This is a genomic window from Stenotrophomonas humi (assembly GCF_001431415.1).
Lineage (GTDB): Bacteria > Pseudomonadota > Gammaproteobacteria > Xanthomonadales > Xanthomonadaceae > Stenotrophomonas > Stenotrophomonas humi.
The window spans coordinates 1-19,570 of record NZ_LDJI01000002.1 but is presented as its reverse complement, the minus strand read 5'-3'; the positions used below and the strand labels follow the sequence as shown (position 1 = coordinate 19,570).

The following is a 19,570-nucleotide window of genomic DNA, read 5'->3' as shown; positions in this document are numbered from 1 at the left end:
ACTGCCCCCGCCGCGGGGGATCAGAACTTCTGCTGGTACTGCATGTAGATCAAGCGCCCCAGGTCGAAGCCACCGTAGTACGAGAAATCGCTGTTCGGACGCGAGTACAGCGTGGGGCCCACCTTGCCGAACACGTTGTTGGCACCCAGCATCACGGTGCCGTCCCACGGCAGATTCATGCGCAGCTGCACGTCGTTGAACACCGTCGCACCGACCGTGCGCAGCGGCTGGCGCCCGGTATAGGGCGAGACGAAGTCCGGCTTGTCGCACTCCGGGCCACCGGTCAGGTCGAACGCGCACGGCTCCTTGATGCCCGAGAAGTAGCGCACACGCCACATCAGGCCGAACATGCCACGCGACCAGTCGGCGGTGACGTTGGAACGCAGGCGGAAGTTCGCGCCGAAGCCGGTGCTGTGGTTCACCGGAGTTTCGGCCAGATCGTTGGCCTTGATGTTGCGGTAGCTGGTGTAGCTGCTGTTCCACTCCAGCTTGATGTCACCCAGCGCCGTGGCCGGCAGGTTGTAGCGCACGCCCAGGTCGTAGCCGGAGGTTTTCAGCCAGCCGGCGTTGGTGAAGGCGTAGTTCAACGAGGTGATCTCGCCGGTGGCCGCATCACGCGTGAACGCCGAGCAAGCCGTGCCGATGCCACGCACGTAGCAGTCGTTGAGGATGTCGGTCGGCGTGTTCTGCACGATCGCGTCCTGTATGTCGATCTTCCACCAGTCCAGGGTGATGCCCAGGCCTTCGGCCCACTGCGGGCTGTAGACGAAACCGACCGTCGTGGTGGTGGAACTCTCCGGTTTGGTGTTCGGGTTGGAGCCGGAGATGAAGGCCAGGTTGGACTGCACGTTCGGGCTGCCGGCGGGCACGCCTCCGGAGGCCACCTGGCGATAGCCGGCCGGCACGTCACCGAGGCAGGCAGCCGACGCGCGGGCCACGCCGAAGCGGCTGTCGCAGGGATCGGTGTAGGCGGGGAAAAAGTCCTGTTCGCCGCCGAACAGATCGTTGATGGTCGGTGCGCGGAAGCCTTCCCCCCAGTTGGCACGCACCAGCAGCTCGTCATTCGGACGCCATTCCAGGCCGACCTTGGAGTTGGTGGTGCTGCCGAACACGTCGTAGTCGGAGTAGCGGGTCGCCAGATCAATACTGAGCGTGCGTGCGAACGGCTTATCCTGCAGCAGCGGGATGTTGAACTCGGCGTACAGCTCGTTGGCACGGTAGTCGCCGCTGGTGGGCAGCTTGCGCGTATTGGTGGTCTCGCCACGCTGCTTCTGCAGGCTGGGCGTGAAAGTGCCGCGTTCGTTGCGTGACTCCGCGCCCACCGCGAAGGCCAGGTCGCCGGCCGGCAGCGCGAACAGCGAGCCGCTCAAGTTGGCAGTCAGGCTGCGGGTCTGGGTATCGCCGCGGTCGAGGTTGTCCGGCACCAGGAAGGCGCGCAAGGTGGGGTCATCCAGCGTGCCTGGTAGTCCGCTGCCGTAAGGCGCCAGCGGATTCCATGGTGCGCACTGGCCAGCACCGCTGCCGTAGGCGATGGGTGCGGCGGCACTGCCGCATTCCACCCGGCCAGTGGCAGTGTTGTAGTACGACGGGCCCGAGGCGGCCTGCACGTTGCGCAGGTTGAGGTCGCCGGTACCGCTTTTGTCGGTGCGCAGGCGATTGAACAGATAACCAGCATCCCAGTACATGGTCCGACCGGCCCAGTCGAAGTTGCCTTCCAGCAGCATGTTCGCGCGGAACGTGGCGACCTTGTTGTTGCCCGAGCGCGGCACTTCCCAGGTGCGGCGCTGGTAGTGCACCGCACGCGGGTTGGCCACACCGCTCTGGTTACCCAGCGGGTTGTAGTAGCTGTCGATGGACAGCGGTGCATTCATCGCACCCCACACCGAGGAACGGTAGGGATAACCGGGAATATTGCGGAACGTGTCGCGCACGCTGTACAGCGCGCTGCCGCGCAGCAGCAGACGGTCGTTGAACTCGAAACCGCCATCAATGAACGCGGACTTTCGTTCCATGCCCGTCTTCAGCGTCTGCTGCTCGCTGACGTTGCTGTAATCGGGCACCCCAGAGCGATGGTAGTTGGCGATGTTGCGCGGATCGGCGCCCGCGTTGACCGTCATCTGACCGAGCAACGGATCGATCAGCGTGCCGTTCTGGTTGATCGCCGACAGACCGGTGGTCGGATGCCGCGTGGTGCTCGGGTATGCGCTGTAGGGGCGGTCCGACGCCCAGACCGGATCCTCATCGGTGTACTGCAGGGTGCCGCTGAGCCAGCCACGGTCACGCTTCATGCCCCAGGACAGATCAAACGACGCGTTGCCTCCGTCGCCCTCGGAGTACTGGCCCCAATAGACATTGGCCAGCCCCCCGTCGAAGCCACGGCGCGTGATGATGTTGACCACACCGGCGATCGCATCGGAACCGTAGATGGCCGACGCGCCATCCTTGAGGATCTCCACACGCTCGACCGAGGCCGAGGGGATCAACGATACGTCGGCATAGCCGCCGGTGGTGGTTCCGAGGCGTTGTCCGTTGACCAGGATCAGCGTGCGTTGTGCGCCGATGTTGCGCAGATCGACATAGGTGCCGCCGGCTTCCTCGCTGTCCGACTGCACGCGGGTACGACTGGCCGCCGGTGCACCTGCTGCGGGGGAGGACTGGAGCAGGTCGCCGACCGAGCGCAGACCCGAGCGGTCCACGTCTTCGCGGGAGATGGTTTCCACCGGCTGTACGGTTTCAACATCGACGGTGCGCATGATGCGCGAGCCGGTGACCTGCACCGCATCGAGTGTGCGTGCGCCACTGCCGTCGGCAGTGGCGACCGGTGCGCTCGCGGCAGGATCCGCCTGTGTCTGCGGGTTGCCCTGCGGCACCGGCTCGGGATCTTCGTCGTCTTCGGCATCCTTGTTGCCCAAGGTAATGACACTGCCGTCATCACGGACAATCTTCAGGCCGGTGTTCGCCAGCAGCACCTGCAACGCGGCACGCGCATCCTGCGTGCCCGACAACCGGGCGGTGTTGATGCCCTTCAACTCCTTGCCCGGGGCGACGATCTGGATGTTGGCCTGTCGTGCGAATTCCGGAAGTGACTTGACCGCTGCGTCGGCGGGGATATCGAACTGCACCTGCTGCGCGCTCACACCGAACACGGAGATCGCGGCGGTTGAAACCAGAGCGAAGGAAACGGCGTTGAACAGCTTGTTTTTCCGATGGTTCATGACTCACCTTGCTGGCAGCCCATGCCGCCGGAAGCGGCATGGGCACGATGTATGGGAAGGATGAAGTGCGACCGTTCAAGCTCCCCAACACGTTGCGATGACAACGCGATGACACGAGCTTGGAAGGGAGATGCAACAGAAAGTCCGTTCCGCCACCGTGTCATTGATTTTTTTTCGTTGCCCTCGCGCGCAGAACGATTTCGTCGTCACCCAATGCCATGTCCAATTGCATGCTCTGCGCAGCGGCGCGCGAGAAACCAATCGGATCGGTGGCCGAGAACATCCCCACCACTTCCAGGTCGGCGATCCCCGGGTCGGCCAGGCGAATGCGCAACCGGTTGTAGCGCGCGAACTCCTGCGTCACTTCCTGCAGGGTCTGGCCACTGAAGGCGATCATGCCGTTGCGCCACGCCAGTTCACGGCGCACCTCGGCGTCATCCACCCTCCTGAGGACCGGTGCAGCACGCGTGGCGAGCCGTACTTTGTCTCCACGCAGCAGCCGCAGTTCCTGCTTCTGCTCCTGCACCTGGACGATGCCCTCACGGACCAGCACATCCACCTGCGCGGAGGATCGCTTGACGGTGAAGCTGGTACCCACCGCAATCACCTGAGTGCCACCGGCATTGACCACAAACGGCCGCTGCGGATCCTTGGCCACGTCGAACATCGCTTCGCCACGCAGCAGTTCGATACCGCGACGCCCCTGCTCGTAACGCACGCGCACGCGGGAATCGGTGTTGAGGGTGATCTCCGACCCGTCCTCCAATGACACGTGCGCCACTTCGCCGACCCGCGTGGCATGCACGCCGGCCTGCCGCTCCATGGCGAACCACGCCACGCCGGCCACCAGGGTGAGCGACGCGGCCATCGCCAACAGACGCATCCCCCAGGCGCGCCCACGTGCGCCTTCGGCGCGCTGATTCTCATCGGCATCCACCGATGCACCACGATAGATGCGATCGGTGCGCATCATGATCGCGTGCATGCGTCCGTATGCGCCCAGGTGCCGGCTGTCGGCCGCCAGCCACGCGGCCAATGCCGCGGACTGTTCGCTCGACAACGGGCCGGCATCTTCGCGAGCCACCCATTCGGCGGCGGTTGCATCAATCTTGTTTTTCACGGATTGCCTCCTTTGCATTCATGCGGCGCTTCCCGCTACCGCTTACCGCCCACTCACCTGCGGCCAATGCCAGCCCCAGGTACTTGAGTGCCTTGACCATGTGTTTTTCCACAGTGTTTTCACTGATGCCGAGGTTCTCGGAGATCTGGCGCTGGCTGAGTCCATTCATCTTGCGCATGAGGAACACCTCTCGGCAGCGCTCGGGCAGTTGCCCGACGCAACGCTCCAGATGGCGTAGTTCCTGTATCCCGGAGGCGTGTGACTCGGGCGAGGGCATCTCGCTTGCGATGTCCAGCCTGCCGATCTCGCCGACGCTTTCGATATGCACCACCTTGGCCCTGCGCAGCCCCTGCAGCACCACTGAACGCACGGCTGTCAGCAGGTAGCTGCGAACGTCCTTGATATGGCTGACGTCGTCCATCGACATCATCAGCGCGTAGCATTCCTGGATGACATCATCGACATCGACCTGGTCGCGGAAGGTGTTGATCAGCCAGCCACGCAGCACGCGCTCATGCGGCAGTACATGCTGGACCAGCCATGCGGCGCGCTCCCGCGCGATGAACGTCGGTCCAAAATCCTTCATGGGCGGTGCACCGCGGTTTCACGCAGCTGTCCCCTCATGGCGGTCGCTCCCCGGAGTCCAAGAATCTGCAAAGGGGATGCACGAGCAGATCGCTTCCGCCACTCCCTGCAACGGCCCCAGTATGGAGGGGCGAAAGGCGCCCTGCCCGCTCCCGGCATCCTGACAGCCGAAGGATGGCTTGCCCCGCCCGCCCCAAGGGCTCGCGGTGGAGCGCTGCGGAACACGGTTCAGCTGAATGATTCAGACGTTCATGCCGCCCCCACCCTCACCCGGCGTTGAATCGCCGCCGGTACTCACCCGGTGTCAGTCCGACGATGCGGCTGAACACTTTATGGAAAGAACCCCGGTCGCTGTAGCCCACGTCCCAGGCAATGCGCTCCAGCGGCAGCCGGGTGGACTGCAGCAGCTCGCGGGCACGGGCCACCCGCACGCGCTGGCAGTACTCGGTCGCGGTCATGCCGGTGGCTTTCTGGAAGCGCCGCAGAAAGGTGCGTTCTTCCATGCCGGCCCGACGCGCGAGATCGGGTGAAGCGGTCTCCCGGGCATGGGTGTCGTGCAGCCAGTTCTGCACCGCCAGTACCGCTGCATCGCCATGCGAGATGCGCGGCGCGAAGCTGCTGTAGTACCGCTGCTGCCGGCCCAGCGGATCAACCAGCAGCGTGCGTGCGGTATCCAGCATCACCGCCGTGCCCAGGTAGCGTTCCACCAGCCGCAGGCCCAGGTCGATCCAGGCCATCGCGCCGCCGGCCGTGAGAACGTCCCCGGCATCAATGACGAGCTGGTCGGTATCCAGCAGTACCTCGGGAAAGCGGGTAGCGAAGCTGTCGGTGAAGGCCCAGTTGGTGGTGATGGTGCGCCCGGCCACGCGCCCGGTTTCGCCCAGCAGATAGGCACCCGCGCATACCGACGCCAGCGTGGTGCCGCCATCGTGCAGTGACCGCAGCCAATCCAGATACGGCGCTGCAGCCTCGGCGGAAATGGGCGCTTCCAGACTGGGCGGCAGTATGAGGACATCCAGCGCGTCAACGGCGCCCGGATGCGATGCGTGGCCCGCTGAGGGCGGCTGGCCCGGGGCAGCGATATGCCAATGCGTCACATGCAGCGCGGGTGGCACAGGTTCCGCACGGTCGTTGGCGATCCTGCCTGACAGCGCCAGCAGATCAGTGAGCCCAAGCACTGCTGCCAGTTGTGCGCCGGGGTACAGCAGGATGCCGATCTCAACGTAGCCGTGATTGCGCATCTGTCGGTACAGCCCTCAAGAATGTCGGTAGCGCCACTTCGCCGCACGGAGCCGGCGACGGAAAATTCTCCCACGTTTTCTTTCCTTCAATCCGGGAGCTCCCATGAACCATCGCGCCGTCCTCGTCATCGACCTGCAGAACGAGTACCTGCCCACCGGCAAGTTGCCGCTGACCGGCATCGCGGCAACCGTCGCCAATGCGGTCACCGTCATCGATCACGCACGTGTCAACGACATCCCCGTGCTGCATGTCCGCCACGAATCGACCAGCAGCGAAGCACCGATCTTCAAGCCGGGGACCGATGCGGTTGCCATCCAGTCAGCCGTCATGCCGGCCAGCGGTGAGCCGGTGATCGTCAAGAACTTCGTCAACGCATTCCGCGACACCGATCTCAAGCAGCAGCTGGAATCACGTGGCATCAAGGAAGTCGTCATCATCGGCGCGATGAGCCACATGTGCGTGGATGCCGGCGTACGCGCTGCGGCCGACATGGGTTACACGGTCACTGTGCTGCACGATGCCTGCGCCACGCTGGATCTTGAGTTCAACGGCGTCACCGTACCGGCGGCACAGGTGCATGCGGCAATGATGGCGGCCTTCGCGTTTGGTTACGCCACGGTGACTTCAACACAGGCGTACCTGGCCCCGTGACCATCCAGCGGTAACCTCGGTGTGCGGATGAGGTGCCGGCGCGTTGCCTTGCTGCGCTCCCTGGACGCGCCGATGAGTGCGAGATCGAACCTCATGAGCACTGCTTCGTTGCTGCCTTCAGCGCTGAATCACCGGCCCCTCGGGCGAGATGATCAGCTGGTTGATCCGCCGCAGGGCGCTTTCCAGTTGTCGACGGCTGCTTGCCAGGCCCAGCGACAAACGAAAGCCGCGCTGCTGCAGCGAACCGCCAGGGCCGAACGCCGATGACGGTGATATCGCCAGACCTTGCAGCTGCGCGGCATGCACGAAGGTGGCATCGGTCCACGGTTCGGGCACGTTGCACCAGGCATGCAGGCCGGTCGCCCTCGCCCTCAACGAGGGCGCCAGCAGGTGTTCGGCCAATGCGGTGCGTTCGCTGGCTTCGGCCAGCACCTGCTTGAGCAGTGCGTGGGCCGAACCATCCAGCAGCAGTTGGCTGACCAGGGCCATCACCAGCGGGTGGCCCATCAGGCAGATGGAGCGCAGCGCAGCGGCGAGGTCTTCCGCATGGCGCGCCGACGGGCATTGCACGAACGCCGTACGCAGGCCGGGGCTGATCGCCTTGGACAACGTGGACACGTAGTAGATGTGGTCCGGTGCGAGTGCGGCGATGGGCGTGGGCTTGCCGGGATCGTGATGCCAGTATGGATCGTCCTCGATGCCGAGCAGTTCGCAACGCTGCAGCGCACGTGCGAGTTCGGCACGGCGTTGCAGCGGAACGGTCAGTGCGGTCGGGTTGTTGCAGGTGGGATTGAGGTAGACCACCCTTGCGCCACTTTCGCGGGAAAGGCGCTCAAGTTCATCCGGGCGCATCCCCTGCTCGTCTCCCGCCACCGGCACCAGGCGACGCCCCAGCGAGCGGGTTACCTGCAGCAGGCCCGGATACACCAGGTGATCACACAGGACGGTGTCGCCTTCATGCGTCTGGCTGATGAGGATGGACGCCAACGCGAACTGTGCACCCTCGGCCACCACCAATCGTGTTTCGTTGACGTTGCCAAGCATCGGCTGCAGCCAGCAGGTGGCCGCATGGCGATCGGTGGGGCTGCCGCCACTGAGGTGGTAGGTCATCAGGTTGAGCGCATTGCTGCGTGCAAGCACCGCGGCGGCGCCACGTCGCAGCATGTCATTCAATGCGGTGGCATCGGGCACCGGTGGCACGTTCATGCTCAGGTCCACCGGTTGGCCGAATGCCGCTTTCGGCGGGGCGATGAAACTGCCTTGCGGGCCGCGCGCTTCGATCAATCCGCGCCTGCGCGCTTCATCGAATGCACGCGTCACCGTGGTGAGGTCGATGCCGAGCTGCTTGGCCAGGGCACGCTGCGACGGCAGCCGATGGCCGGGCACCAGCTCGCCGGTGTTCATGGTGCGCTCGATGCTGTTGACGATGCGCAGGTAGATCGGGCCGTTGCTGGCCAGTGCGTTGTCTATCCAGCTCACTGCGCACCTTCGCGTCGATCGTGGAGGGCTGCGACAAACTGTCGCGCCATGTAGGGAAGATGTCGGGCACTATCGTTTGCATCAACGGCGGGCGCCTGCTCACAACCATCGGTCGGTTGGAGTGGGTGCCCGCTGTTTTTCACGCGCGGACGACAGATCAACGCGCGATGGCGTACATGCACGGTCATGGCATCGGGATCAGTGCTTGCTTTGCCAGGGGCAATAGCAGCCGACCGCCAGCAGCCCGCGCGGCCGCACTGTTTTCCCATCGACAAGTCTGTCGAGGATGGGTTCGACGAAACTGTTGGCCGAGTTGCACACCATGCCGATGCTGTACGGACCGGCGTAGGCGAGATGACCTTCGCGGTCCCAGATCGCCACGGCAGGGCTGGCGGGAATCTGCTCGGCGCCCTGTATCGTCGGCAGCTCCTTCAGGCGGCCTTGCAGGTAGTCCGGCAGTTCACCCTGCGTACCCGGTTTTTGCACGGCATAGAAATCGATGCCGGCGCGGCGATACATCGTGATCAGGTAACTCAGGTGCGCACCGGTTTCGCGGTTGCAGACCTTGCAGGCCGGGTCCCAGAAATGCACGACGCGGATGCGACCGTTCGCACCGGCCAGTTCGGCCGGCAGCTTGAGCTGGGTGTCGTCGAACACGATGGCCTGTTCGGCAAAACTGGCCTGCTCACTGAAGCCGAAGTACTGCCATACCGCCACTGCGATGGCGGCCATGAACACACACGCCGCCGCGATCCATAGCCGCATCCAGCGCCGGCGCGGTGGCGCGCCGCCCGCCGCACTCACGTGGCCGCGTCCGGGCCGAACTTGTGCACGTACTGCTTGCGCATCTCGCGGCACGAATCAGCCTGGGCACGCCGATGGATCTCGGTGCGCTCCGGCGCGCGGCTGCGTTGCAGGCACTGTTCGATGGCCGCCTGCTCGCTGGCCTGCACGCTGGCCGTCTGTGGCCGGGAGCAGACATACACCAGCGAGGCCAGCGCCAGGACGATGAAGCCCCCGCAGCCCAGCATGACCAGATGAAACCTCAGCTTTTCCCGACGCACACCGACACCCACAAATCCATACAAGATTTGCAATGTATCATTTTTGTATGGATCTCGTCGGGAAACGGGGTGCGGCTAGACGATGACGTTGGTTCGCGTCTCAGGTGCTGCGGAGATTACTTCGGTGAGCTTGGTCAGCGCGGACGCCAGGCTGTGCTGGTCCACCGCTCCGCCCAGCGACAGGCGGATGGCGTTGCCGGCCTGCTCCTCGATGCTGAAGGCCTCGGAGCTGGCGATACCCAGCCCCTGCGCCTGCGCCGACTGGATCAGCCGGTACTGGTCCAGCCGCGCCGGCAGCGGCAGCCAGACGTGCAGGCCGGTCGGGTGCGCCTGGTACGGCGCCGGCAGGATGCGGGCGGCGATCTGCTGGCGCTGGCGCAACTCCTGCTGGAAGCGGCGGACCATCTCATCGGCCTGGCCGCTGCGGATCCAATGCGAGGCCACCGCCACCATCGACTGGGTCGGCATCAGCGCGATCGAGCGCAGCGCATCGAGCAGCGGCTCCATCGGCTCGCCCGGCGGGATCACCAGATAGGCGGTGCGCAGGCCCGGGGCCAGGCACTTGGACAGGGTCGAGACGTAGTAGACGGGCGCTTCCGGGCGCGATTCCACGGCCAGCGGCGGCGCGGCATCGGCGGCCAACAGCCAGTACGGGTCGTCCTCGACCACGGCCACGCCGTGGCGCCGGGCAATGGCCAGGATGGCCGCCCGACGGGCCTGCGACATGGTTGCCGTGGTCGGGTTCTGGATGGTCGGGATCAGATAGATCAGGCTGAGCTTGCGCAGCTGGCAGGCTTCTTCCAGCGCCTCCGGCAGCATGCCCTCATGGTCCATGGCGATGGGCGCGATGCCCCGCTGCAGCACGCGCGCGGCGGCCAGCAGGCCCGGATAGGTGAGCTGCTCGGCGGCAATCACGTCGCCCGGTTGGGTCTTGGCCAGCAGGATGGCGCATAGCGCGGCCTGCGCGCCGGGGCAGATCACCACCCGCTCGGCCGACACCGTGCCCAGGATCGGCGCCAGCCACTGCACGGCGGCAGCCCGGTCATCGCGCGAGCCGGCGCCGACGTGATAACTCATCAATTCGCCCTGCCCCAGCTGCTGACTGAGTTGCTGGAAGCCCCGCTCCATGCTCTGCGCGAACGGGCTGCTGCCCAGCAGCGGCGGGATGTTCATGCTCAGGTCCACCGAAGTGGCGCTGTTGCCGGCCGACATGGCGATGAAGGTGCCGCCCGCGCCCTGCGCGTCGAGCAGGTCGGACTGGCGCAGCTCGGCATAGGCACGGGTGACGGTGGTCAGGTCCACGCCCATCAGCTGGGCCAGGTCGCGCTGCGGCGGCAGCCGGTCGCCGGGCTGCAGCACGCCATCGTCCACGGCCTCGCGCACCTGCTGGGCAATCTGCAGGTACAGCGGGCCGGTGCCCTCGGTGAAGGGACGGACCCAGGTCCGGTTGGGCTTTTTCAGGCGTCGGCCAGCGGCAGGTTGCTGCATCAGGGAAATCCTTCCATGCGTTGTACGTGCATCAACCCATACAATGCTGTATCTTGTATGGGCTTGACTGGATCGGCAATCCTTTTGTAGGTGCCGCCGTACGGACAGTGTAGCCGCTCCCCGCCCATGTATCGGGCGCTGGCAGTCCCCGGTCAGCAGCTCCTTCAACAGGGTTGACCTTCAATGAATATCTGCTGGAAACGCATCCGCCCAGCGCTGGCCGCTTTGGCATGCGTGGGATTGGCTGGCTGCAACTGGGTACTGCTGGACTCCAAGGGCGACGTGGGCATTGCCCAGCGCGACCTGATCATCATCTGCGTCGCGCTGATGATGATCGTGGTGATACCGGCCATCGTGCTGACCTTCGTGTTTGCCTGGAAGTACCGCGCCGGCAACACCAAGGCCAAGTACATCCCCGAGTGGGCGCACTCGAACAAGGTGGAAATCGTGGTCTGGGGCGTGCCGTTGATCATCGTCGCCATCCTGGCGGTGATCGTGTGGAAATCCACGCACGAGCTTGACCCGTACAAGCCGCTGGATATCCCCGGCGAGCCGCTGCATGTGGAAGTCATCGCCACCGACTGGAAGTGGGTGTTCGTCTACCCCGACCTGGGCATCGCCACGGTCAACCAGCTCAACTTCCCGGCCGGACAACAGCTGGCGTTCGACATCACCTCCAACTCGACGATGAATACCTTCTTCATCCCGCAGCTGGGTGGGCAGATCTACGCGATGGCCGGCATGCGCACGCAGCTGCACCTGGTCGCCAACGAGCCGGGCAAGTTCGACGGCATGTCGGGCAATTACAGCGGCCACGGCTTCTCCAACATGAAATTCATCGCCACCGCGATGACCAATGAACAGTTCGACACGTGGGTTGCCGAAGTGCGCTCCTCGCCCGAGCAGCTGAGCTTCGACGAGTTCAAGCGGTTGGCCGTGCCTACCCGCAAGGAACCGGTGCGCCACTTCGCCACGGTCGAACCGCTGCTGTTCAAGAAGGTCATCGACCAGTTCATCGGCGTGGGTGAGAACACCGCGGCCACGTCGGGCCACAACGTAGAAACCAAGGCCTCCCAGGAGTAATGAGCATGTTCGGTAAGTTGACGTGGGACGCCGTGCCGTTGCACGACCCGATCGTCGTGGTGACATTGGCGGGCATGGTGCTCGGCGGCATCGCACTGCTCGCCGCGGTCACCTATTTCAAACTGTGGGGCGTGCTCTGGCGCGACTGGTTCACCACGGTGGACCACAAGAAAATCGGCATCATGTATGTCGTCGTCGCACTGGTGATGCTGGTGCGCGGCTTTGCCGACGCACTGATGATGCGTGCGCAGCTGGCGGCCGCCGGCCCGGGCAGTGATGGCTTCCTGCCACCCGAGCACTACGACCAGATCTTCACCGCGCACGGCGTGATCATGATCTTCTTCGTGGCCACCCCGTTCGTGGTGGGCCTGATGAACATCATCGTGCCGCTGCAGATCGGCGCGCGCGACATGGCGTTCCCGTTCCTCAATGCCTTCAGCTTCTGGATCTTCGTGGTCGGCGCTGCGCTGATGATGATCTCGCTGGGTCTTGGCGAGTTCGCGATGACCGGTTGGGTGGCGTATCCGCCGTTGTCCGGCATCGAGTTCAGTCCGGGAGTTGGCGTTGATTACTACATCTGGGCGCTACAGGCCTCCGGTGTCGGCACGCTGCTGACCGGCGTCAACCTGTTCATCACCATCCTGCGCATGCGTGCGCCGGGCATGACGCTGATGAAGATGCCGGTGTTCACCTGGACCGTACTGGTCACCAGCGTGATCATCATCGCCGCCTTCCCAATCCTGACCGTCGCACTCGGTGCATTGACACTGGACCGTTACCTGGACTTCAACTTCTACACCAATGACCTGGGTGGCAACCCGATGATGTACGTCAACCTGGTGTGGGCCTGGGGCCACCCGGAGGTGTACATCCTGGTCTTGCCGGCATTCGGCATCTTCTCCGAGATCACCGCGACGTTCTCGCGCAAGAAGCTGTTCGGCTACAAGTCGATGGTCGGTGCGACATTGGCCATCGGCATCCTGTCGTTCGTGGTGTGGCTGCACCACTTCTTCACCATGGGTTCCGGCGCCAGCGTCAATGCCTTCTTCGGCATCATGACGATGATCATCGCGATTCCGACTGGCGTGAAAATCTTCACCTGGCTGTTCACCATGTACGGCGGTCGCGTGGAGTTCAGCGTGCCGATGCTGTGGACCATCGCCTTCCTGGTGACCTTCACCATCGGCGGCATGACCGGCGTGCTGCTGGCCATTCCGGGGGCGGACTTCCTGCTGCACAACAGCCTGTTCCTGGTTGCCCACTTCCACAACACCATCATCGGTGGCGCGCTGTTCGGCTACCTGGCCGGCTTCGTCTACTGGTTCCCGAAGGTGTTCGGTTTCACCCTCAACGAGCGTCTTGGCAAGTGGTCCTTCGCCTGCTGGGTGATTGGTTTCTACCTGGCCTTCATGCCGCTGTACATGCTCGGCTTCATGGGCATGACCCGACGCATGAACCAGTACGACAACCCGGCGTGGACGCCATACCTGATCGCCGCATTCGTGGGCGCACTGTTCGTGCTCGCAGGCATCGTGCTGATGCTGGTGCAGATCTACGTCAGCGTGCGCGACCGCAAGAAGAACCTGGACGTCACCGGCGACCCTTGGAACGCACGTACGCTGGAGTGGGCAACGCCGTCGCCGCCGCCGTTCTACAACTTCGCCGTGGTGCCGAAGGCAGACCAGCTGGATGCGTTCCATGAGGCCAAGAAGCAAGGCCTGCCACCGCCGCCCAAGCACTACGCGCCGATCCACATGCCGCGCAACACCGGTGTGCCGCTGATCCTCAACATCTGGATCCTGGCGTTGTGCTTCGCCTTGATCTGGCACATCTGGTGGCTGGCCGGCGCCAGCTTCGTGGCGATGATCGTCACCTTGATCGTGCGCTCCTACGACGAAGACGTGGACTACTACGTCAGCGCCGATGAAGTGGCAAAGATCGAGAAACAACACCAGAGCAAGCTCAAGCAGCACAGGGTGATCGCATGAATCTGATGTCCAACACCGTGGTCACCACCGAGCAGGTGGCCGACCACGCCCATGACGACCATGGGCACGAACAGGGCGGCATGAAGGTCTTCGGCATGTGGGTGTACCTCATGTCCGACCTGGTGCTGTTCGGCTCGCTGTTCGCCTCGTATGCAGTGCTCAGCAATGCCTACGCGGGTGGCCCTACCGGGGCGGAGCTGTTCTCGCTGCCGTTCGTGATGACCGAAACGTTCCTGCTGCTGTTCTCCAGCATCACCTACGGCCAGGCCGTGCTGGCGATGCACCGGCAGAACAAGCAGGCGGTGCTGGCATGGCTGGGCGTCACCTTCGCACTCGGTGCCGGCTTCATCGGCATGGAGCTGTATGAGTTCAACCACCTGCTCCACATCGGCGCCGGCCCGACCACCAGCGCGTACCTGTCGGCGTTCTTCGCGCTGGTGGGCACGCACGGCCTGCACGTGGCCAGCGGCCTGATCTGGATGGCGGTGGTGATGCACCAGGTGCATCGCCGCGGCCTCACGCCGACCAACGTCACCCGCATTTCCTGCCTGAGCCTGTTCTGGCACTTCCTGGATCTGGTCTGGATCTGCGTCTTCACCTTTGTCTATCTGATTGGAGTGTTCTGACCATGTCCGATATCGATACGTCCCGCGCCGGTGGTGGACATGGCTCGACCCGCTCCTACCTGATCGGCTTCGTGATCTGCGCGGTGCTCACCGTCATCCCCTTCATGCTGGTGATGAACCCTGTACTGTCGCGGCCACTGACGCTGTTCCTGCTGGTCGGCTTTGCCGTCGTGCAGATCATCGTGCAGCTGGTGTACTTCCTGCACATGAACCGCTCCTCGGAGGGCGGCTGGAACCTGGCCAGTTTTGTTTTCACCCTGGTCATTCTTTTCATCGTGGTCGCGCTCTCCATCTGGATCATCTGGAGCATGCACTTCCACATGATGGTCAACTGACGCACACGCACGGGCTGGCAGGCAACTGCCGGCCCGTTTCGTGCAGCGCGGCTGGCCGTCCTTCGCACGACTGAAGCCATGTCCCGTAATCACTCCCCCACCACCGGCCTTGCCGCACTGGCGCGCAAGCTCCGCCTCTCCACCGTGTTGATCACCGCCGCCAGCCTGCTGCTGGTGGCCTGCGCGGCCAAACCCCGCGTGGACTTCTACGGCAAGGACATCGCCTGCGAAGACCTCGGCCAGCACTGGTCGCTGCCCGACAGCACCGGCGTCGCCCGCACGCCGGCCGATTTCAACGGCAAGGTGACCTACCTGTTCTTCGGCTTCACCAGCTGCCCCGACGTCTGCCCCACCACGATGGTGGAGTTGAACCGCGTGAAGCACCTGATGGGCTCGGACGCCGACAACCTGCAGGTCGTCTTCGTCACCGTCGACCCGGCGCGCGACACCCCGGCCGTCGCCGAGACGTATGTAAAAGCCTTCGACCCCACCGCCACCGCCCTGGTCGGCAATGATCAGCAACTGGCCGCCATGGCAGCGTCATTCAAGGCCTTCTACGACCGCGAAGACGGCACCCTGCCAGGCACCTACACGATGAGCCACACCTCCGGCGGCTATGTCTTCGACCGCCAGGGCCGGCTGCGCTTGTTTGCCCCGTTCGGCATGCCGGTGGAGCAGTTGTTCTCCGACATCCAACGCCTGACGCTGGAACCGACTTTGCCGGTGGGCCAGCGAAATCCGCCCGGCTGCAGCGTGGAAGCTTCAAGCTGAGACCTGCGCCGAGCAACCCTCAAAGCCCCGACAATCAGAAGCCCCTCTCCCGTATCCGGGAGAGGGGTTGGGGTGAGGGGAAGCTCCCAGCAATCAGTCCATCAGCCGGCAGCACCAGCCCAAAACCCTCTCGCCCACCTTGACACTCGCCCCCTCGGAACTGAGGCTAATGCCATGAGCATTGACCTTACCCCGCTGAATCTCCGAGAGCTCAACACTCTCATCCGTACCGCCCAGGAACGGCATAAAGCCCTCACCAGCCGTCCCCCGGCCGAGAAAGTCAGGCGCAAGCTGATCGCCGATGCCAAGCGCGCCGGCTACACGATCGATGAGGTCTTCGGCCTGGACGCAGACCAGGCGCAACCAAAGACCAAGGCCTCCCGCCGCCGCAAAGGCCCCAAGGTCAAGCCGAAATACCGCGACCCGGAAAACCGCTGGAACACCTGGACCGGCCGCGGAAAGATGCCGCTCTGGCTCGCCTCGAAAATGCGCTTCGGCCACAACCCGACCGACTTCCTGATACCCGGCGTCGCCAAGCTCACCCCGAAAGAGAAAGTGCTGACGGGAAAGCGGAAGTTGTTCAAGCAGGGTTGAGTGGGAAAAAAAGCAACCAGACGGGGAGTCTGGTTGCTTTTTTTCGGGTATCGCTCTCGCAAGCGGATCGATGTCTTGCAACGCGCCTGGCCCACAAGCCGAGATGAGCTGGAATCAGATATGAGTCAGTGGTTCCTGGTCGATGCACCTGCGGGAATTGCCTGGAATACACCAGAGGGGCATGAGATATGGAGCTGACGGATTATCCCCGCTCCTACCCTGCCGTATAAAACACATCCGCATGCAGATCCTGTACCCGCAATCCGCACGCACTTGTGACATGCATCGCCGCTTCAACCATCAACGGCGGTCCGGCGACATAGGCTTTCCAGCCATCGAAATTCTGCAGGTCTTCGGCGACGGCGTCGGTGACCATGCTGGTCCGCCAGGATGTGTCTGCGGAGGCTTCTGAAAGGACTACCGTGAACGTCAGGTTTGAGTGCTGCTGCGCTAGCTGTTGGAAATGCTCCACGAGATAAAGATCACGCACCGCGCGTGCGCCGAAGTAGACGTGGATCGGCTGCTTCATGCCGCCAGCGATTGCCGTCTCGACGATGCTCTTGATCGGCGCCAGTCCCGAGCCGCCTGCGATGCACAGCATCGGCCCCACATGGTGCTCACGCAGGTATGAGGAACCGAAGGGGCCTTCGACGAGCACCGGCTCGCCGAGCTGAAGTTGCGCATGAATGCTTTCAGTTGCTGCACCGCCGGGTACGCGGCGAATGTGGAACTCAAGCGCGCCCTCACCGGAGCGGCTCGCCATGGAGTAATCGCGGGCCGGGGCGCCCAGGAATTTCAGCCGCGCATATTGGCCTGCGGTAAAGGCAAGCGGATCGCCCGCATCGTTGACGAGCTGGATGCGCTTGATGTCGTGCGTGACGTCTTCGATTGCAGTGACATGGCAATTGAAACGGCGGTGCGGATGCGATGCCGTCTGCTCTTGGTCAAGCCAGGTGATCACCGCATCCGTTATGGGAATCGCCCGGCAAGCAAGGATCAGCCCTTGCGCCTTCTCTTCGTCCGAGAGCGCGAAGCGGTTGTGCTCGAGACGCTCGACTTCGCCACTGACAAGGCGCGTCCTGCACGCACCACAGCGGCCCGAGCGACAACCATGCGGATAGGCGATGCCTTCGGCGAGCGCGGCTTCGAGGAGGGTCATGCCCGCCGGCACGGCGAGGATGTGCTCGGTTCCGCGTATCTCGACATTCGTCGTCATGGCACGCACTCAGACTGCACGGGACAAACCGAGCGCCACGGTCAGGCCCGGCTTCTGCGACGCGAACGTCCCGTAGAACACCTGCTCGCCCACCAAGGTGATCGGCGCGACGCGTACACCGGTACGCTGCTTGGCCTCGTCCCGGACCGCCGGATCGGTCAGGTCGCGTTCTTCATAAGTGATGCCTTCCCTGGCGAACCACTCCTTCAACATCCGACAATCGGGGCAGGTGGGCGTCGTATAGACGATGACGTGGGGATGAGATGCACGGGTCATGCTGGCTTCCTCAGGCGGGTCATGGAATCAGTCGGGCGCTGGCGCAGTGCGCGGCCACCGCCGCCGACATCTGCATTGGGCAGAGCCTAGAGATTGCCGCCATGGGAAGGTCAAGGGGCCTGGCGGTTCCCATCGAGTGAAGCCGGACGTGGAAGATCGACGCGACAGATCGACACCTGGTACGAAGCCAAGCCTCTCGCCTTCCGGAATAGAAGAAGGCCGGCATTTCTGCCGGCCTTCCATTCGGGGACTTCATGACCGATGCAAGAGCCAACTCATCGCGCTCCTGCCCCATTTTTCCTCACCACCCGCGCCATTTTCCGCCGGCCCACGGCTTGGCAACCTCTGTCGACTGCGACGCTTCGCTCTTTTCCGGCACGCGAGCAGGAGGAGTGGACTGTGCACCGCTGGGCGACGGATCTGCGTCCTGCGAAATGGGCGTCGTATTCACGCCGGGTCGCAAGCCGATAGCTGTCGTTGCTGTTCGCGCTGCCGTTGGCGGCGTTGACCGAAGGGCCGCGACTTCCGTCATTGGCATTCCTGACCAATACGCACGCAGCTTTTCAGCCACCCCTTGCATGGTTTCCTTAAGCGCCACATCGGTGGCCTGGGCCACCGATGCCTTATCTATCGCTTGGTGTTGGTAGTAGCTCTTGAAGGCGAAAGGAACGTCATCGACACGGAACTTCACCCAGACAACGATCACCGCATGGCCAGTAATCACATCCCTTTCGAAGTAGCTGCCATCTTCCCCTTCCATGCAACCTACCGCCCTACCACCTCGCCGAGCGTATGGATCCCTCTCGAACCAGAAACTCTCACTTGGATCGACCCGGACGATGTAATTGGCCGGGTTCATGTAGAGCACTGCGCTGGCGGCAGTCCTGGCCGATCTCGACAGGTTTCCTTGAACATTGTGGAAAACATCGAAACGTTCAAGCACAACACGATGTGTAACCACCTCCGGAACCGCTCCCGCCAGCATTGATTCAAACATCTTCGCCTTGGGCGGCGTGAACTCCTTCTGCGACAACTGGTGAATCCCATACCAGCAGCTGTAGATATTCCCTTCCGCCGCAAGAAACGCGCGCTTTTCATCCTGCGTCGTCGCATCGACCACAAACGGCGCAGCGGGCTGCGCTAGATTCGGAACAACAAGATCACGCCTGAGATTGGCCGCGCAACCATTCAGCAGAATTCCCAGCCCTACGATCGACGCCCACTTTCCGATCAGTGCGTGCATCCGTCCCTCCCCCATTGCCTTTCATCAGGAACAATAAAAGCCTGCGAAGTACTGATTTCTACCTAGAGCCTCTTTCCTCTGTTCCCATAAGCCACCGCTCTGCAAGCCTCGTGATCGGCTACTTCGAGTAGTCAACCAATCCCTCAACCTGCCTTCTTATAGAAGGATGGAACTCGCTCGCAATGCACTAACCACACCAAACACGTCTCGGGCGATGCGCATCCTGCTGTCAGCTCAGTGTGCTTGGCAGCCGGCACCAGAGCGGACTACCTGCGCAACTCACATGGAAGGCTCGTATCAAAATCAGTTTCATTGCTACTGCGGACCAAATACTAAAGAGCCACCACCAAGGCACAGGATCACCCCTACCCCCTTCGCCCCAAACTCCCCTTCCGCATTGCGCGACGGGCCCAATGCAAAGATCGGGTAGCCACTCATACTGGTGGCGGAGTATAGGCAGGCGCTTATGAGAACCGCAACGCAGCCATTCCCCATACCCAGACGGGGAAGCACGGCCAGGCCTGCCTCGTTTTATTGCATGCTTTTGCGCGAACAACAGACGCAGCTTCAACGGCCTGCAGCTCACTGCAAATC

19 protein-coding genes are annotated in these 19,570 nt (G+C 63.3%); 8 read left to right on the top strand and 11 right to left on the bottom strand.

What is annotated here, in order from left to right; genetic code table 11:
• Nucleotides 1–20: 20 nt before the first annotated feature.
• The 4 genes from ABB26_RS00460 to ABB26_RS00445 all read right to left on the bottom strand — a co-directional run bounded on the left by ABB26_RS00460 (nt 21) and on the right by ABB26_RS00445 (nt 6,161).
• Nucleotides 21–3,215 carry a TonB-dependent receptor gene (locus ABB26_RS00460; RefSeq protein WP_057631604.1) on the bottom strand — a complete coding sequence of 1,065 codons (3,195 nt, stop codon included), beginning with the start codon at nt 3,213–3,215 and terminating at the stop codon, nt 21–23.
• A 160-nt stretch (nt 3,216–3,375) separates the two neighbouring features.
• Nucleotides 3,376–4,335: a FecR family protein gene (locus ABB26_RS00455; protein WP_057631603.1), complete on the bottom strand. Its 960-nt coding sequence runs from the start codon at nt 4,333–4,335 to the stop codon at nt 3,376–3,378.
• Nucleotides 4,319–4,921 carry an RNA polymerase sigma factor gene (locus ABB26_RS00450; protein ID WP_057631602.1) on the bottom strand — a complete coding sequence of 201 codons (603 nt, stop codon included), beginning with the start codon at nt 4,919–4,921 and terminating at the stop codon, nt 4,319–4,321. The genes ABB26_RS00455 and ABB26_RS00450 overlap by 17 nt, the downstream gene beginning before the upstream one ends.
• 265 nt (nt 4,922–5,186) lie before the next feature.
• A complete protein-coding gene (locus tag ABB26_RS00445; RefSeq protein ID WP_057631601.1) occupies nt 5,187–6,161 on the bottom strand; it encodes a GlxA family transcriptional regulator in 975 nt (324 codons plus the stop codon).
• 103 nt (nt 6,162–6,264) lie between these two features.
• Between ABB26_RS00445 and ABB26_RS00440 the strand changes: the two genes are divergently transcribed.
• Complete coding sequence (locus ABB26_RS00440; protein ID WP_057631600.1) at nt 6,265–6,813, top strand: cysteine hydrolase family protein; 549 nt, start codon at nt 6,265–6,267, stop codon at nt 6,811–6,813.
• A 117-nt stretch (nt 6,814–6,930) separates the two neighbouring features.
• On the opposite strand, the gene ABB26_RS00435 is transcribed toward ABB26_RS00440, so the two are convergent.
• From ABB26_RS00435 to ABB26_RS00420, 4 genes are all read right to left on the bottom strand, one after another.
• Complete coding sequence (locus ABB26_RS00435; protein ID WP_057631599.1) at nt 6,931–8,292, bottom strand: aminotransferase-like domain-containing protein; 1,362 nt, start codon at nt 8,290–8,292, stop codon at nt 6,931–6,933.
• A 198-nt stretch (nt 8,293–8,490) separates the two neighbouring features.
• Nucleotides 8,491–9,024, bottom strand: coding sequence for a DUF6436 domain-containing protein (locus ABB26_RS00430; RefSeq protein ID WP_245626102.1), 534 nt, complete (start codon nt 9,022–9,024; stop codon nt 8,491–8,493).
• Nucleotides 9,025–9,092: 68 nt separating this feature from the next.
• Entirely contained in the window at nt 9,093–9,356 is a 264-nt protein-coding gene (locus ABB26_RS00425; RefSeq protein WP_057631649.1) for a hypothetical protein, read from the bottom strand.
• Nucleotides 9,357–9,431: 75 nt separating this feature from the next.
• The gene (locus ABB26_RS00420) at nt 9,432–10,844 is read right to left on the bottom strand and encodes an aminotransferase-like domain-containing protein (protein WP_057631598.1); all 1,413 of its coding nucleotides are present in this window, start codon (nt 10,842–10,844) and stop codon (nt 9,432–9,434) included.
• Between the two features lie 183 nt (nt 10,845–11,027).
• Here ABB26_RS00420 and cyoA point away from each other — a divergent pair, with 183 nt between their 5' ends.
• The 7 genes from cyoA to ABB26_RS19630 all read left to right on the top strand — a co-directional run bounded on the left by cyoA (nt 11,028) and on the right by ABB26_RS19630 (nt 16,439).
• The gene (gene cyoA, locus ABB26_RS00415) at nt 11,028–11,927 is read left to right on the top strand and encodes a ubiquinol oxidase subunit II (protein ID WP_057631597.1); all 900 of its coding nucleotides are present in this window, start codon (nt 11,028–11,030) and stop codon (nt 11,925–11,927) included.
• 5 nt (nt 11,928–11,932) lie between these two features.
• Nucleotides 11,933–13,915, top strand: a complete 1,983-nt coding sequence (gene cyoB / locus ABB26_RS00410; protein WP_057631648.1) for a cytochrome o ubiquinol oxidase subunit I — start codon at nt 11,933–11,935, stop codon at nt 13,913–13,915.
• Nucleotides 13,916–13,920: 5 nt separating this feature from the next.
• Entirely contained in the window at nt 13,921–14,541 is a 621-nt protein-coding gene (gene cyoC / locus ABB26_RS00405) for a cytochrome o ubiquinol oxidase subunit III (protein WP_057631647.1), read from the top strand.
• Nucleotides 14,542–14,543: 2 nt separating this feature from the next.
• On the top strand, nt 14,544–14,876 hold the full coding sequence (cyoD, locus tag ABB26_RS00400; RefSeq protein ID WP_057631596.1) for a cytochrome o ubiquinol oxidase subunit IV: 333 nt from the start codon (nt 14,544–14,546) through the stop codon (nt 14,874–14,876).
• Between the two features lie 78 nt (nt 14,877–14,954).
• Nucleotides 14,955–15,647 (top strand): SCO family protein, encoded by a 693-nt coding sequence (locus ABB26_RS00395; protein WP_057631595.1) that lies wholly within the window; start codon nt 14,955–14,957, stop codon nt 15,645–15,647.
• Nucleotides 15,648–15,821: 174 nt separating this feature from the next.
• On the top strand, nt 15,822–16,241 hold the full coding sequence (locus ABB26_RS00390) for an H-NS histone family protein (protein WP_057631594.1): 420 nt from the start codon (nt 15,822–15,824) through the stop codon (nt 16,239–16,241).
• Nucleotides 16,242–16,439: a DUF596 domain-containing protein gene (locus tag ABB26_RS19630; protein WP_083490604.1), complete on the top strand. Its 198-nt coding sequence runs from the start codon at nt 16,242–16,244 to the stop codon at nt 16,437–16,439. It begins immediately after the preceding gene.
• A 16-nt stretch (nt 16,440–16,455) separates the two neighbouring features.
• Here ABB26_RS19630 and ABB26_RS00385 read toward each other — a convergent pair whose 3' ends face one another.
• The 3 genes from ABB26_RS00385 to ABB26_RS00375 all read right to left on the bottom strand — a co-directional run bounded on the left by ABB26_RS00385 (nt 16,456) and on the right by ABB26_RS00375 (nt 18,976).
• On the bottom strand, nt 16,456–17,457 hold the full coding sequence (locus ABB26_RS00385) for a 2Fe-2S iron-sulfur cluster-binding protein (RefSeq protein ID WP_057631646.1): 1,002 nt from the start codon (nt 17,455–17,457) through the stop codon (nt 16,456–16,458).
• Between the two features lie 9 nt (nt 17,458–17,466).
• A complete protein-coding gene (locus ABB26_RS00380; protein WP_057631593.1) occupies nt 17,467–17,733 on the bottom strand; it encodes a glutaredoxin family protein in 267 nt (88 codons plus the stop codon).
• A 301-nt stretch (nt 17,734–18,034) separates the two neighbouring features.
• Complete coding sequence (locus tag ABB26_RS00375; protein ID WP_152982485.1) at nt 18,035–18,976, bottom strand: hypothetical protein; 942 nt, start codon at nt 18,974–18,976, stop codon at nt 18,035–18,037.
• Nucleotides 18,977–19,570: the final 594 nt, after the last annotated feature.

What these genes read in the sequence shown, in the direction of transcription:
- ABB26_RS00390 (WP_057631594.1), top strand. Translation starts at nt 15,822, where the DNA reads ATGAGCATTGACCTTACCCCGCTGAATCTCCGAGAGCTCAACACTCTC.
- ABB26_RS00460 (WP_057631604.1), bottom strand. Translation starts at nt 3,215, where the DNA reads ATGAACCATCGGAAAAACAAGCTGTTCAACGCCGTTTCCTTCGCTCTG.
- ABB26_RS00420 (WP_057631598.1), bottom strand. Translation starts at nt 10,844, where the DNA reads ATGCAGCAACCTGCCGCTGGCCGACGCCTGAAAAAGCCCAACCGGACC.
- ABB26_RS00450 (WP_057631602.1), bottom strand. Translation starts at nt 4,921, where the DNA reads ATGAAGGATTTTGGACCGACGTTCATCGCGCGGGAGCGCGCCGCATGG.
- ABB26_RS00440 (WP_057631600.1), top strand. Translation starts at nt 6,265, where the DNA reads ATGAACCATCGCGCCGTCCTCGTCATCGACCTGCAGAACGAGTACCTG.
- ABB26_RS00395 (WP_057631595.1), top strand. Translation starts at nt 14,955, where the DNA reads ATGTCCCGTAATCACTCCCCCACCACCGGCCTTGCCGCACTGGCGCGC.
- cyoC (WP_057631647.1), top strand. Translation starts at nt 13,921, where the DNA reads ATGTCCAACACCGTGGTCACCACCGAGCAGGTGGCCGACCACGCCCAT.
- ABB26_RS00380 (WP_057631593.1), bottom strand. Translation starts at nt 17,733, where the DNA reads ATGACCCGTGCATCTCATCCCCACGTCATCGTCTATACGACGCCCACC.
- ABB26_RS00385 (WP_057631646.1), bottom strand. Translation starts at nt 17,457, where the DNA reads ATGACGACGAATGTCGAGATACGCGGAACCGAGCACATCCTCGCCGTG.
- cyoB (WP_057631648.1), top strand. Translation starts at nt 11,933, where the DNA reads ATGTTCGGTAAGTTGACGTGGGACGCCGTGCCGTTGCACGACCCGATC.
- cyoA (WP_057631597.1), top strand. Translation starts at nt 11,028, where the DNA reads ATGAATATCTGCTGGAAACGCATCCGCCCAGCGCTGGCCGCTTTGGCA.
- cyoD (WP_057631596.1), top strand. Translation starts at nt 14,544, where the DNA reads ATGTCCGATATCGATACGTCCCGCGCCGGTGGTGGACATGGCTCGACC.
- ABB26_RS00430 (WP_245626102.1), bottom strand. Translation starts at nt 9,024, where the DNA reads ATGGCCGCCATCGCAGTGGCGGTATGGCAGTACTTCGGCTTCAGTGAG.
- ABB26_RS00445 (WP_057631601.1), bottom strand. Translation starts at nt 6,161, where the DNA reads ATGCGCAATCACGGCTACGTTGAGATCGGCATCCTGCTGTACCCCGGC.
- ABB26_RS00375 (WP_152982485.1), bottom strand. Translation starts at nt 18,976, where the DNA reads ATGCACGCACTGATCGGAAAGTGGGCGTCGATCGTAGGGCTGGGAATT.